The following is a 14702-nucleotide window of genomic DNA, read 5'->3' on the forward strand; positions in this document are numbered from 1 at the left end:
GGAATCACCTCATGCGTTTTGTAATTGTGCGTAAATCGCTTTCCAAGAAGCTAAACGGCTTTCTTCTTGAAGCGCCAATCGCTCTGTTTCAATTTGCTCAAGCGCTTGATGATAAATATATAAACGTAATTTTTCTGCTTCCTCTGCAATAAACGTAATGGCCCAAGTCATGAGAGAAACTTTCTGTGCATCTAAATAATCCTGGGCATCCGGCTTTGTTAATGCTTCTAACGCATCGCTCAGCTTCACTTTTTCATTCTTCTCAAAGAAAGCTTTTTGATTACGGAAGTGAGATTTTACGCTAGTATATTTCGAAATATCACCAAATGGGCCTTCAAAATCAAGTAAATTTGGCTCAGAAGATTCAAATGCTAAGAACGAGAAGCTACGGTTAAGCTCTTTTAGCTCCCGTACTTCATCCTTAAATCGGTGCTGCATTTTTTTGCTTATAAACTGTGATAAACGGAAGTTTGTCACACGCATTTCCTGTGTAAAGTCAAAACGTAAGCTTTGCATCACTTCCTTCAACGCATGCTCCAATGCCTGCTGTGCTGGCATGGCCGCAAATGTTGAAGGATTGTATCCTTCCTTAAAGAATTCAGGGTAACGATAGTAGACACGTTGTAGAACATAATAGAGAAGCTCATCAAGCTCTTGCTTTGTCTCACTTTCCAGCATACTTGTATTCAGCACACTAAACTTGGATTGCACATGCTTTTCAAGTACGGTTAATTCCTCTAAGCGCTCGTCTTTACGTTTGAGGTTTTCCTCCGTTTGTGCAATTAAATCCGCTAAGCGTTGCTCTGTTTTGTCAACTTCCTCCGCAAGAGCCTGCACTGCTAATGCACTCAATTCATCATTTAAAAATGTATGGAAGTCGTTTTCAAACGGTGGCATGCCTGATGTTAAATCTGAACCTTCCACCTTCTCCTTTAACGCTAAAAGACTCGATACACCATACAGTCTCGGGAAACGAATACCAAATCGCTGTAATTCTGAACGTACATAGCCTTTTACATCTTCCTGCTCTTCATCCGTTGTTGCTAAATCAATAGCATTCACAATAAAGAACATTTTATCAAGCTCAAAGGCATCTTTTACACGACCAAGCTGAATTAAAAACTCACGGTCAGCTTTGGCAAAAGCATGATTATAATACGTAATAAATAGGATGGCATCGGCATTCCGAATATATTCAAAGGCTACACCTGTATGACGAGCATTTATAGAGTCTGCTCCTGGAGTATCCACAAGTGTAACGCCCATGCGCGTTAATGGACTATCATAATAGAAATCGATATTGTCCACAAAGCATGATTTATTTTCTTGCGCGACAAATTTTTCAAATTCAACGCGATCCACACGAATAATAGTACCAAGCTCAGACTTAAACGTTGGATACCCTTCCTTATAAGCACGAATAAATGATTTGTGCACATTTAAACGCTCATCTGTCAACTGTACTGCAAGCCCTTCGTCAGCACGATTATACGCTTCCTCTAATGACTGGACAGATAAACCAATCGCTGCATAGGACCCTTGAATATCCTCTAACATTTGCTCAGCTGTTTTAAGCTGTACATCGGCTGTTTCATGTGGATGCTCAGGCGATACAGGACGAATTTTATTGATAGCTGCAGTTGTTGGGTTTGGGGATACAGGTAATACCTTCGCCCCCATTAATGCATTAGAAAAGGATGACTTCCCAGCACTAAAAGCCCCAAACAAAGCGATGGTAAAATCTTTTTTCTGTAATCGTTCCACTTTATTTTCAAGATATTGAGCAACTTCAGCAAAGCCTTGTACTTCTTTTACAGCATTGGCGGTATGCAGGGCACGATTAATAACGCCATCGATTGGCAAACTCGTTGCACTAACTGCTTGCTGCACTGCTTCTTCCTGAATGACTTGTTCTTTTGGTTGTAGCATGGATTCATCAAACAAACGAATCTCTGCTAAATCCTGTTTAAAGGAATTTTCCCAATTTGTTAACTGATCATTCGCTACGTTCCGGATTTCATTGCTCGCTTGATGCATAATGCTCGCACTATATTGTTGGTAACCCTCGATTTCAAGTACAGCCTTAATAGCATCCACTTTATCCTGCATGCCTGCCATTTTTAATTTCGAAGGAGCAGCTGTTTCTGTTGCCACTGCTTCTAATGTTGTCGCTTGTGCTTTTTTCCAGCTATCTGTTTCCTGAATAAAATAACGCTTTGTTGCCTCTGCCACACGATTGGCGAAGTTTAATACCGCATCACCTGTTAACAGTGCACCTGCTTGAACTTGCTGCTCAATCAATGCAAATGGTAAGTCAAACGGATAAGCATCAATAGCTGAGGCACGTTCCTCATTTAAAGCACCCACGTCCTTTAATGCTTTTTTCATAAGGCCCTTTAAATGCCCTGTAATTTGCGCATGGACGACATTTTGATAAGCACTATAAGCATCTTCTTTACGACGGTTCCGCTCTTCCTCTGTTTTTTTCTTCGCAGTAAAGAGCCCCCCTACCTTAAAGCCCTCCTGCATACTTTCTAAATAAAGACGTAAGCGATCACGCAAGTCGGCTGGCATAATCGCAGCATTGGCAAGCAATTCTTTACGTTGCTCCTCAAATGTTTCGTTCCACGCCTCAACAGAGAATAATTCAACCTGACGATTTAATTTATTGTATTGCTCTAAAATATCTTGATGGTGTGCCCAGTCATCCGCACTTAAAATTTCTTCATCAATCGCTAAACGATCCTGTCTTTCTTCTATTAAATAGTTATCATGCTCACTTTGCAATAAACGCAATGTATTTGTTGCTGTTTGGACAAGCTGGTCCTGCCAATCGTTCATACTATCCATAACAATTTTCTTTACGGCTTCAAAATCGTTATGTGGGTGCTCAGGCTCTCTCAAAGATGTGAAAAATACACCTTTCGGCACAACGCCCCATGCCGCAAAGGAATTATGAACCGTTGCTTTAAACTCTTCAAAGCTCAATTCATTTTCTTTATGCTTGTCAATCATATTAACAATCAAATAAACATTTGGATTATATTTCATTAATTGCTTCGTAAATTGGAAATTTAACTCCGATTGCACATGGTTGTAGTCCATTGTATAGAATACGATATCGGCAATATGGAGTGCAGATTCCGTCGACATGCGGTGAGCATCATCTGTTGAGTCTACTCCAGGTGTATCCATCACTGTAACACCAAACGGTAATGTTGATGCGCTATGGCCAATTTCTATTTGAGATACCAAATCCCCATTTTTACTAAGCTCTTTTACCGTTTTAAAATCATAGCCTGCCTCAAATTTAACAGGCTTTTCCTTGTGCATATAAACAACTGCAAAGTCTTCCTCTGATTTATGCACTTTAACGATATTTGCACTTGTTGGAATCGGACTTGATGCTAATAAATTCTCGCCAGACAACGCATTAATCATACTCGACTTCCCGGCGGAGAAATGGCCTGCAAAACCAATCACATACTCTTTTTGCTGAATTTTTCGAGCAAAAAGTGATGTTTTATCCATGCGCTCCGTATCACCATTATGCTGATATATTATGTATTGCAAAGCGGCTTGCTTTAGTAGCCCCTCCAATTGTTGATCAAAATCTTTCATGAAACCAGTAACCCCTTTTTCGTTAATTATTCATAATTAGTATTCTACCTTATTCAACTAGCAAAGTATAACACTAATTTACGGTAAAAGGCATGTATGCCAACGCTTCAATTTGACTAGTATTGTTAAAAAAACATGGTTATCTGAAAGAAACCTTATGGAATGATAGATGCTCAACTAGCTTGAATTTTATTTTCTTCATATTTTATAGTAAACGAATTGGGGGCAAAGGTTAATTTTACAAGAATGGAGTGTGATAACACATGGTCAACCCTAAACATGGTCGAATAAACAATGGAAGCTGTGATTGTAGCAATGAGGAGCAATTTATTTGGCCCCGTATAAAAGCCACTAACGGTCCAATCGTTCCTCCCATCGAAATTGTCCCAGAAGGTATAATAATTCCAACGATTAATAGATATTTTTACATTTTAACAAGCGATCTTGATTTAACAAACGGAGCAACCTTGCCTGCAACTCTCTTTTGGAATGATCATACAGATCCCATTACTGAATTTGTGATTTTTTCACCAAATGGCTACGTCAATCTGTATATTAATGCTGTCATGCAAGAAGGCGGTATTTATACAATATCAGCTACTGCCTTAACCATTACTCCTTACAATGGTACTCTATTTAGAGGAACACCTATCATAATTGAATCATTAGGCTTCACCATGAAATAAAGTGTGTGAATAGTTAGGTTAAAGTAATAAGTAGTTTTAACAAAAATAGATAGCTGTTCAAAGAACCGTTCAATTGATAGAATAGCAGGTTATACTGAAAACTACGACCTTTTGTCGATTAGCTTGGGCATGAAGCTTTTTTAGGGTGACTAGAAATCACAAACGGTAATAAAGCAAAAATTAGATAATCGAGAAATACGTAACTGTTGAAGGAAATCTGAAAACAGTTCGTTTTCTTTCGTTAAAGCAATGTGCTTTTCATCATCATCTATAAGATGAGAAATCATATTTTTCTCAATTTAAAAAGCACCAATACAAGTGAAAACTACAAATGTATTGGTGCTTCTATACTGTCACTTTTACTTTTATTCCCTAAATGTCAGATTGCCTGTTGGCTAACAATGGATAGTTTCTCTGTTTTTAAGGTTTATTGAAAGCTACTTTACAGGTTTACTCGCTGGACCACTCACTTTATTTTTATCTTCCTTAATGCCTAGCGCTGCATCAAGCTGCTTCATGCCTTCTTCTTTCGTTAGTGTGCCTGCCTCTACTTGGTCAAAAATAGCCTGCACCTTTTCTTTTGAGATTTCATCAAAGTTCGCTGGTTTAGTTACAGCTTTTTTATCTCCTTTTTTGCCTAGCGCTGCATCAAGTTGCTTCATGCCTTCTTCTTTCGTTAGTGTGCCTGCCTCTACTTGGTCAAAAATAGCCTGCACCTTTTCTTTTGAAATTTCATCAAAGTTCGCTGGTTTAGTTACAGCTTTTTTATCTCCTTTTATGCCTAGCGCTGCATCAAGTTGCTTCATGCCTTCTTCTTTCGTTAGTGTGCCTGCCTCTACTTGGTCAAAAATAGCCTGCACCTTTTCTTTTGAGATTTCATCAGCATTCGCTGGTTTAGTTACAGCTTTTTTATCTCCTTTTATACCTAGCGCTGCATCAAGTTGCTTCATGCCTTCTTCTTTCGTTAGTGTGCCTGCTTCTACTTGGTCAAAAATAGCCTGCACCTTTTCTTTTGAGATTTCATCAGCATTCGCTGGTTTAGTTACAGCTTTTTTATCTCCTTTTATGCCTAGCGCTGCATCAAGTTGCTTCATGCCTTCTTCTTTCGTTAGTGTGCCTGCCTCTACTTGGTCAAAAATGGCTTGCACCTTTTCTTTTGAAATTTCATCAAAGTTCGCTGGTTTAGTTACAGCTTTTTTATCTCCTTTTATGCCTAGCGCTGCATCAAGTTGCTTCATGCCTTCTTCTTTCGTTAGTGTGCCTGCCTCTACTTGGTCAAAAATGGCTTGCACCTTTTCTTTTGAAATTTCATCAAAGTTCGCTGGTTTAGTTACAGCTTTTTTATCTCCTTTTATGCCTAGCGCTGCATCAAGCTGCTTCATGCCTTCTTCTTTCGTTAGTGTGCCTGCCTCTACTTGGTCAAAAATAGCCTGCACCTTTTCTTTTGAAATTTCATCAAAGTTCGCTGGTTTAGTTGCTTGCCCTACCACATATTCACTACTCACACTCACTTGAGTCGGAACTTCTGCTGCGAATGCAGACCCCAAAGTGGATAGTGCAAATACAGCACCTAAAGTAGTAGCAGCCAATCTCTTTTTCTTTTTCATGTTTTTATTCTCCTTTTAAAATGTATTTTGTCTTACAGGTTTTATAATAAAGGCATTATCTGTAGTTCATATGGGAACAGTATGGAGATTTTCTAGAGATTTCCTGAAGATAATCTGGAGTTCCCTTCTTTCTTATTCATACCTTCACCTTTTCTTGGTTTTATGAAGCAAAAAACGCAACCCCTTTCTAACATTAAGGGTATTGCGTTTTTTCATGGTATTTTTTATGTAAAAATCCCTTTTATTCTATAGAGGTTGCTTTACTTTCCTTACACTAAAAATGATCTCAATAGCCTAACTATTCTCACATATAAATTTTGTCAATTCATTTATTGTTAGAGGTTTCGATATGTAATAGCCTTGTATGGAATCATATTGGGCTTTCGATAAGGAATTAAGCTGTTCAACATTGTCGACGCCTTTTATGATTACTTCTAGACCCATAGCTTTGATAAATTTTGTCAGTAGCTCCATTACTTTTTTATTTGATTTCCCACTTATAAATAGCCTATCTAGTTTCACCCCATCCAGGGGGAACAAGGTCATATATTGAAAATTCGAGTTTCCAGTACCAAAATCATCAATAAATATACTATGACCTCGATCATGAATAATTTTTAGATTGGCTCTTGCTTCTATTCCCATTATAGTTTCTTCGGTTATTTCAAAAGCAATTCGATGATTGTTATTAAAACTAATTTCATCTAAATGTTGAATTAGCCAAGTAATATCCTTGATTAATGGCGCTGATAAATGAATCGAAACATAAATAATTTCATTATATCTACTCAATAATTCAACAGCCTTATTTATAATGTTCTTGGTTAATTCTATCAAATTCTCTATATGTAAAATTGGAATACATATACCCGTAGACATAGAGCCCATATCTTCCGACTGCCATCTACTTAGTGCTTCAAAGGATATTTGTCTATTATTGTGTAATATCGGTTGGAAAACTATTTCAAACTCTTCCGTTGCTAAATCTTTCTGTGACATGCACTCTTTTATCTCACTACTTTTCATGTTTTGCGAATAGACTTGTCTAACGTAATTTAACGCTGGAAGTTTTCTATCTTGGACATAAAGATACTGTATCTTCAAAAATTCAATATTCGATAATTCTTGCATAATCAACTGTGCTTGTGACTGAGCATGACAGATTAAAATATATTCCTTATCAAATACTCTATACCATTCCACTTCTTGTTGATACAAAGTTAGCTTCCTTTCAACCACGTCTATGTGTTTAGAAGTATTCAAGTCATGCCAACTTATAATCGTAATATATACTAATGCAAAAGTTTTTTTACGTTCAATACTTTTTAATACAGATTTACGATTTGATTCAAATATCCCCGTCTCCATCCTAATTCCTCCAATAGGGTCGTTTCAACCTCCATCTTTTATTAAAAAATTACTATTTTATTGTTTTATAAAGCATATCTGTAGTTAGTATAGATGCTGTATGAAGTTTATATGAAGCATCAACAAAAGATACCATTCCGAAGCTATAAAAAAGCTAACAAATTTATGTGTTCATCATTTTGCTAGCTCTATATTCTTCGTAGCTTCGATGAGAGTATGTTTCTATTTTATAATTCTAATCAAACGCAATTATTCATTCGTTGGTTTTAAAGTTTGATACTAGATTTTGAAGCTCCTGCGACATCTCTGCTAAAGAACGAGAAGCAAATGTCATCTCAGTCATCGTAGCAGACTGTTCTTCCGCTGCTGCAACAACTTGTTGTGTGTACCTCGATGACTGATCGGTAACTTCTTTGGTTTTCAGTATTTCATTTACTAGAATCTCTGTATTCGTATTAATTTCTTGAATTTCAGTTGAGACAGATGAAAGTTTATGGTTAATCATGTCTACATCGGCTGCTATTTCTTCAAAAGTTTTTCCAGCGTTTGCCACATAACCTATACCCGTTTCAACGACACTTTTCCCTTCATTGACCATTTGTGCTGTATGCTGTGTATTAAGTTGAATTTCACCTATGAGTGAAGAAATATTGTTTGCTGCATTACCCGATTCCTCCGCTAGTTTTCTAACCTCATCCGCTACAACAGCAAAACCTTTACCTTGTTCTCCTGCACGCGCTGCTTCAATCGCTGCATTTAAAGCAAGTAAATTTGTTTGTGCTGCAATGTTAGTAATGACCGTAATAATCTCACCAATCTCTTGTGATTTACTTTCAAGCAATCGCATTGCTTCAGTTGTCACTATGTTTTGGTTATTAATGTGATTCATTTGTTCAACAGACTGATTAATAACTTCATTACCATAAAGAGAGACTTTAGAGGTTTCAACGGAAAGGTCATTTAATTCTTTAATATTTTTAGTAATGGCAGTAATGCTCGATGATATCTGCAAAACAGAATGATTTGCTTCTTCCATTCCAACTAGTTGCTTTTCTTGTCCTATAGAAATTTCCTGAATAGCCCTCGTAATTTCATCTGAAGCGGTGCTTGTCTGTTCACTACTCGCAGTGAGTTGTTCGGATGTAGCAGCAACATGTTCAGCTGAGTTCGAAACGGATTCAATAATACCTCGTAAATTTGTCGTCATCGTATTTATGCCTGTCGCTAAAATGCCTAACTCATCCTTATTTTTAACGTTTAAATATGTAAAGGTTAAATTTTGATTAGCAATGTTTTCAACACTTTCAGTAACCATTTGAACAGGAACAGCTAAGTGTCTGGAAAATAAAAATATAACGATTAAACCTATTAAAATACTAATGCCCAAGGTAATCATAATCGTATATTGGATTAAATGAATTCCATGATTAAATGATGTCATTAAGCTACTAGCGCTTACTACCCAACCCCAGTTCGGATCTAAAGCAGAGTAGGCTATTTTGTCTTCTTCGGCATCAGGGTCTTGAGGCATGGCTCTAGCATAATAGGTAAAATCCCCGCCATTTTGTGCTGCGGTTATCATATTTTGCACCATATAAACGCCATGGCTATCTACATTTTCCCAAGCATTTTCTCCTTCCGAGAAAGGATGAGCTACCCTATCTCCACTCGTTCCATAAATAGCAAAATAGCCATCTTCACCTAAATCAACGTGTGTCGTTATTTTACGGGTGCCATCACTTTGTAAATCCCCAATTAATTTTTGTTTTACTTTTTCTTGGGCTTCCTCCAAAGATATTTCTCCAGTTTGAACCGCATAATTCATTGAATCAATTAATTGCAGTGCCATTTCAACATTATTTTTTAACATCTTCTCTCCCAAATCATCCAAGTGCTCTTTAGCAGAGTGATAACTGCTAACCCCTATAATCAAACCTGGAATTAATAATAGGCTCAAAGAAATAATAATTAACTTTGTTCTTATCTTCATTTTCAGTCAATCTCCTATCTAATATAAGACTCAATAAATCTAAATTGATTATTGAGTCGTCTGTGTATTCGGTTGTAGCCTTCAAAAAACTCAATCTTTAAAGCATTTATTTACTTTTAGGAAATGTAACTAAAAATTGAATGCCATTCTCAACATTATTCACAGAATAATGAATAGAGAGTGATATAAATATTTGCTTAACGATATATAAGCCTAATCCACTCCCACCAGTATTTCTATTCCTTGATTTTTCGATTCTATAAAAAGGTTGGAATAATTGTTGTAGTTCCTCTGCTTTAATTTGTACACCCGTATTCATGACTTGAATTTGAATCTGATTTTCTTTTGAATCCTTCGTCAACCCTAAATATACTGTTTCTCCTTGTGGTGAATACATAATTGCATTATGGATAATATTTTTAAATGCTTTTTCTAGTAAAACATTTTCTGTAAATACGTACAGATTTGGGGGAATTTTATTAATAATCGTAATATCCTTTTGAGATGCAAAAAAAACGAGGTCTTTCGTTATAGTCTCAATTAAATCTGAGAGATTTGTTTCTTTCATTTGGATTTTGAATATATGTTGCTCTAGTTGGGACATACTCAAAATTTCACGAACAAGTTGTTCCATTCTTTCTATAATTTTATGGTTTTTTTCTAAATAGAAGTCACGATTTTCATAAGGTCCAATATTATAAATCATTCCTTCTATATACCCTTTCATTACAGTGAGTGGCGTTTTTAATTCATGTGCAACTGTAGCAAAAAATTCCCTCCGTTTTGTTTCGACTTTTCTTTCTCTTTCAATATCATCTTTTAATTGTTCATTTGCTATTCGTAAATCATTCATTGTCTTTTGCAAATTATTCGACATCTCATTTAAACTATTCGATAATTCCTCTAACTCATCATTAGAACGAACGATTATATTTTCTGAAAAATCGAGGTTAGCCATCTTTTGCGCTCGCTCATTTATATAAAGGAGTGGTTTTGTAATAAACCTTGAATATAAATAGGCACTTCCTAGGCTAATACATACAACAATGATACTAATATAAGGAAGAAAACGTACTAAGACCTGTGAAGCTTCATCGATTGGTTGAAATGTCGCAAATACAGTAACTATTAAATGGTGTCCATTCAGAAATTGTATGGGCAAAGATTGATTAAACGCATTAACAGTGTCTTCATTTTGTGTTGGTGATGATGCTTTTCCAGTAATCGTCGGTGATTGTGTATTTCCCTGAAAATTAAAAGAAGGAGAGTATAAAATATGTCCGTTCTTTTCTTGTAGATAAATGATTGCATTATTTTCTAAGGAGTACTCATCCAAAAGCTCTTTCGCTTCTTTTAATGTTAAATTCTTAGATTTATCAATTATTTCCGTTATGCCAGATTGGAGCTGATTTGTTTTATATTGCTCGTAGAATGTTGGAAGGAAGAAGTATAAAGTTAAATAAATTAATACCGCAAACGATAGCAATATAAGAGAAGTAATCATAAAGAGCTTATAGGTTATTTTTTTCATCTTTAAGATGTTGACAATCCTATTCATCGATTTTGTATCCGATACCCTTTACTGTTTTAATATAGGGTAAATTTAATTTTTTTCGTAAGTTTTTTATATGAGTATCAATCATCCGTGTTTCTCCCGAATAATCATATCCCCAAACCTTTTCTACAATGATCTCTCTAGTAAGCACTTTTTTTTCATTATGGAGTAGTAGTTGTAGAATTTCGAATTCCTTTGTAGTTAATGGTATTTCTTCCTTATTTACATATGCTTTATATCCGTCGCAGTCGACATTCAGTTCATTAAAATTCAAATGATTTCCCCAACTTTTATGATTACTTCTTCTAAGAACCGCTTGCACTCGTCTGATCAACACATGAAATGAAAACGGCTTAGTTATATAATCATCAATACCAAGATCAAAGCCTTTCATTTGATCTTGTTCTTCTTCTAACGCAGTTAAAAAGATAATGGGTATATTAGAATGATTTCGTAGCATTTTGGCCACTTCAAATCCATTGAGATTGGGCATCATAACATCAAGGAGAATTAAATCAAATGATTGCGTGTTTAATCTCTTTATTCCCTCTACTCCATCAGATGCCACCTCTATATTATAATTTTGTGTCATCAAAAACTGCTTAATTAATTCTTGAATTTCTAAATCGTCTTCTACTACTAAAATATTATAGTTCATTAAGATATCCCCCCTAGTTAGCCATTATAACCACGCAATCTGTAGTTTATGTGAAGATACCTACATTATTCCTAAAAAATTTTATATGACCCTTACGCTCAAAGTCTTACATTCATTTCATAAGAAAAGGGTAATCTTCAAGTAAAAAACCCTCAAAGATCCATAGTTAGATTTACAGATCTTTGGGGGTGTTATAGTATTTTTCACTATAGTTATGAAAGAAAATTAATATGGAGATGTTGAACCCTGAATACTTTCTTCTGAATTAGATGTGGACGAATCCCATTGCTCAGGCATTTGTCCACCAGTGAATTCCTCCCATTGTTCTGGGGTCAGCTCACCTCTCGGATTTGGAGATTCCCAATCACGCTGAGCCGGATTCCTTTCATCTAAATACGAATTATAATCCTGATACATATTGCCTTCAGTGTCACCTAAGTCTCGATTGAAATCCACTAAGTTAGTAAACATACCTATTGCTATTCCAAGAGAGACTAAACCTAATGAGGTCGCTATTTTTGTCCACATTATATACCACTCCCATTTTTTTATTCCATCACATTGCACATACATTGTCAGTTAAAATAGCCTCGTTTATTTACTCAGATTTTCACAAACTAAATGGCGTTTTTTAAGATAAACTATCTGATCAGATTGTTTGGCTACTTCTTGTGAATGCGTCACAACAATGATACATTTATTTTCTTGATGAGCTAATTCCTGAAATAGTTCAACGATTTCAGCTGAGGTTTTCTCATCTAGATTACCCGTCGGCTCATCCGCAATTAATAAATCGACATTACTAGATAATGCACGAGCAATAGCGACACGTTGTTGTTGGCCACCACTAAGCTGTAAAACCTTTCTTTTTGCTTCTATTTCTGTCAAACCTACCATTCCTAATAATTCAAGCGCTCGTTTCTTTTTATCTTTTGCTTTAACTCCTGTAATTTCCATAGCCGTTACTACATTTTGTAGGGCTGTCATATAAGTAATCAGATTATAGGATTGAAAAATAATTGAAACAAATTTATTTCTATATTTATCCAATCCAATTTTTTTTATATCTTTTCCTTTATAGAGCACATGTCCTTCTTTGGGGTTATCTAAGCCACTTGCCAAACTCAGTGCTGTTGTTTTTCCTGAACCTGAAGGACCTAAAATGCTATAGAAACAGCCTTTCTCAAAGGTAAAATTAACATTCTCTAGTAAAGTATTCTTCCTGTTATTATTTACATAATAATAATATAGGTTTTTAAATTGTAATATAGTGTCCATGTATGACTCCCCCTACTCATCTTTTAAAAGTATTTCTTTTGGATTTAAGCGAAGAATTGATAGTGCTGGAAGAAGTGTCGATAAAATGGCAATTAACAGTCCTAATCCACCTAATTTCAACACATCTTGTGAAGTTATACTTACATCAATATCATCAATAGGCTTCACGTCATGATCTTGCTTATTCATCATTCCAAATGAGAATCCTAAATTATTTGATTCTTCTTGATTTTCTTGAGAGGCTATAACTTCTTGCTGTAATAAGCTATCTCCCATTTTTTGAGACACTGTTTCACCCGTAATTGTAGAAATACCAAATGCTAGTACCGCTATACACAATACTTCTACTAATAATTGACCAATTAATTTTCTCTTTTTCTCACCGATTGCTAAGAGTATGCCTAACTCTTTACGTCGCTCTTTTATTGTTAACATAATAATAAGAGCTAAAATAATTGATCCTGTAATGGATACTAAATAGACCATCCATTTTGAAGTAGCAGCAATATTCTCAATGGGACCAACCATTTTCTGATATAAAGCATCATGTGCATCTAACTTGAACAGATCAAAATCAATATTGCTTTTCTTTGCCTCCGTTTTGAAGTTTTCAATATTTTCTGGGTCGTCTAAGTAGTATATAGCTTCATTAATGACTGAACCCTCTTCATCACTATCTTTCGTCGCGTCATAATTTGTGTATAGCTTGTTAGATGGATGCATCATAGCTGGTAAATTTCCCTCGAAGTCAGAAATACTTGAGTTTTTATATATCCCTATGATTTCTAACTCTACTTCAGATGTCCCTTCCATCGATTGAACCTTTAACATATCACCAACTTGAAGCTCGTTTTGCTCTGCTAATCGTTTTTCAACTAGCGCTACTTTCTTATTTTTATCCTCAGGTGTAATTGAACGACCTTCCATTATTTCATGCGTTCCATCGGTAAATTCCTGCAATAATTCAGAACTTCTCACGCCTTGAAGAAACGTATTAGGCATTTTCATATTTCCAGAATTACTACTGCCTACCGCACCGCTTACTCCATCATCACCTTCAGCATCGTTAATAGGTGTGTAATCATCTGCTACAACCATGTCACTTTTAAGATAGTTGTAGTCTATTACATAAGGTGATTTAGCTAACAAATCTGCATCTTCTGTAAAAAGTTCAGGGTGTTGTATTTCCCCATTTGGATTTTCTTGTCGCTGCTTTGCCACGTTTTCCATAAGCTTTTCTTCGTCCATTCGAAGACTTACGTCTACACCCAATGTTTGTCTAGCATGATCATTTGCCTTTTGTGACACATTTTGTATGGCAAATCCGGCTAATACTAGATTAGAAACTACTAAAAATACAGTAAATAATATAATCGATTTCCCTTTCCTCGCTTTCACACTTAAAAATGCACGTTTGATAAAATTCATTTCCTTACCTCCTTCGTAGTTCAAATATATTTGACCTATCTGGAGTTAATATGAAGTGAGTGAAAACTTTATCTAGAGATATAAGGGAGTTTACGTGAGTCATATTCTAAAATTTCCAACATGAGCTACCACAAACGCAGTTGAAACAAAAGAAGGTCGAAATTTGGATTTATGACTAGGAGGATTTTCAAAAATGTTATTCCATTTTTTTCAGCATCAAACCTGTTGGAAGTAGTGAACTGACGAACATCAAGAAATATGTAAAGTGAAGACCTAAGCCATTTTTAACAAAGCAAATGTTGAGACACTTAAAGTGAAATATAAAGGAGTACTCACCTAAGACATGAACGGCTAAATACGATTTGGCCAATATGTAGAGAAATATGGTACCTTCTCTTCCAATAAAGTAATTCCAGTGAATGCAAAAAGGAATGTAGCAGATGATTTATACACATATATCGGAAGCCCAACGATTGAAAAAGAGGATTAAGTTTAATTCTTGCCTATAGAC

General features: G+C 35.6%; 10 protein-coding genes. 1 reads left to right on the plus strand and 9 read right to left on the minus strand.

Annotated elements, in window-relative coordinates:
- Positions 1-9 precede the first annotated feature (9 nt).
- Positions 10-3621, minus strand: coding sequence for a dynamin family protein (locus AC3CH7_RS02365; RefSeq protein ID WP_012293805.1), 3612 nt, complete (start codon positions 3619-3621; stop codon positions 10-12).
- A gap of 263 nt (positions 3622-3884) precedes the next feature.
- Between AC3CH7_RS02365 and AC3CH7_RS02370 the strand changes: the two genes are divergently transcribed.
- Positions 3885-4307, plus strand: coding sequence for a DUF4183 domain-containing protein (locus AC3CH7_RS02370; RefSeq protein WP_447402810.1), 423 nt, complete (start codon positions 3885-3887; stop codon positions 4305-4307).
- Positions 4308-4744: 437 nt separating this feature from the next.
- Here AC3CH7_RS02370 and AC3CH7_RS02375 read toward each other — a convergent pair whose 3' ends face one another.
- The 8 genes from AC3CH7_RS02375 to AC3CH7_RS02410 all read right to left on the minus strand — a co-directional run bounded on the left by AC3CH7_RS02375 (position 4745) and on the right by AC3CH7_RS02410 (position 14191).
- Positions 4745-5914, minus strand: a complete 1170-nt coding sequence (locus AC3CH7_RS02375; protein WP_488381543.1) for a hypothetical protein — start codon at positions 5912-5914, stop codon at positions 4745-4747.
- Between the two features lie 294 nt (positions 5915-6208).
- Positions 6209-7282 carry an EAL domain-containing protein gene (locus AC3CH7_RS02380; RefSeq protein WP_488381544.1) on the minus strand — a complete coding sequence of 358 codons (1074 nt, stop codon included), beginning with the start codon at positions 7280-7282 and terminating at the stop codon, positions 6209-6211.
- 253 nt (positions 7283-7535) lie between these two features.
- Positions 7536-9272: a methyl-accepting chemotaxis protein gene (locus AC3CH7_RS02385; RefSeq protein ID WP_031419456.1), complete on the minus strand. Its 1737-nt coding sequence runs from the start codon at positions 9270-9272 to the stop codon at positions 7536-7538.
- Between the two features lie 106 nt (positions 9273-9378).
- Positions 9379-10830, minus strand: a complete 1452-nt coding sequence (locus tag AC3CH7_RS02390) for a HAMP domain-containing sensor histidine kinase (protein WP_036161251.1) — start codon at positions 10828-10830, stop codon at positions 9379-9381.
- A complete protein-coding gene (locus AC3CH7_RS02395; RefSeq protein WP_012293798.1) occupies positions 10823-11485 on the minus strand; it encodes a response regulator transcription factor in 663 nt (220 codons plus the stop codon). The genes AC3CH7_RS02390 and AC3CH7_RS02395 overlap by 8 nt, the downstream gene beginning before the upstream one ends.
- 225 nt (positions 11486-11710) lie before the next feature.
- Positions 11711-12013, minus strand: coding sequence for a hypothetical protein (locus AC3CH7_RS02400; RefSeq protein WP_036167802.1), 303 nt, complete (start codon positions 12011-12013; stop codon positions 11711-11713).
- 66 nt (positions 12014-12079) lie between these two features.
- Positions 12080-12763 carry an ABC transporter ATP-binding protein gene (locus AC3CH7_RS02405; protein WP_012293796.1) on the minus strand — a complete coding sequence of 228 codons (684 nt, stop codon included), beginning with the start codon at positions 12761-12763 and terminating at the stop codon, positions 12080-12082.
- Between the two features lie 12 nt (positions 12764-12775).
- Positions 12776-14191: an ABC transporter permease gene (locus AC3CH7_RS02410; RefSeq protein WP_036215460.1), complete on the minus strand. Its 1416-nt coding sequence runs from the start codon at positions 14189-14191 to the stop codon at positions 12776-12778.
- Positions 14192-14702 lie beyond the last annotated feature (511 nt).

It is taken from the genome of Lysinibacillus sp. F12, assembly GCF_057773605.1.

Coding starts and splice junctions, on each gene's coding strand:
- AC3CH7_RS02365 (WP_012293805.1), bottom strand. CDS start 3,621: ATGAAAGATTTTGATCAACAATTGGAGGGGCTACTAAAGCAAGCCGCT.
- AC3CH7_RS02370 (WP_447402810.1), top strand. CDS start 3,885: ATGGTCAACCCTAAACATGGTCGAATAAACAATGGAAGCTGTGATTGT.
- AC3CH7_RS02375 (WP_488381543.1), bottom strand. CDS start 5,914: ATGAAAAAGAAAAAGAGATTGGCTGCTACTACTTTAGGTGCTGTATTT.
- AC3CH7_RS02380 (WP_488381544.1), bottom strand. CDS start 7,282: ATGGAGACGGGGATATTTGAATCAAATCGTAAATCTGTATTAAAAAGT.
- AC3CH7_RS02385 (WP_031419456.1), bottom strand. CDS start 9,272: ATGAAGATAAGAACAAAGTTAATTATTATTTCTTTGAGCCTATTATTA.
- AC3CH7_RS02390 (WP_036161251.1), bottom strand. CDS start 10,830: ATGAATAGGATTGTCAACATCTTAAAGATGAAAAAAATAACCTATAAG.
- AC3CH7_RS02395 (WP_012293798.1), bottom strand. CDS start 11,485: ATGAACTATAATATTTTAGTAGTAGAAGACGATTTAGAAATTCAAGAA.
- AC3CH7_RS02400 (WP_036167802.1), bottom strand. CDS start 12,013: ATGTGGACAAAAATAGCGACCTCATTAGGTTTAGTCTCTCTTGGAATA.
- AC3CH7_RS02405 (WP_012293796.1), bottom strand. CDS start 12,763: ATGGACACTATATTACAATTTAAAAACCTATATTATTATTATGTAAAT.
- AC3CH7_RS02410 (WP_036215460.1), bottom strand. CDS start 14,191: ATGAATTTTATCAAACGTGCATTTTTAAGTGTGAAAGCGAGGAAAGGG.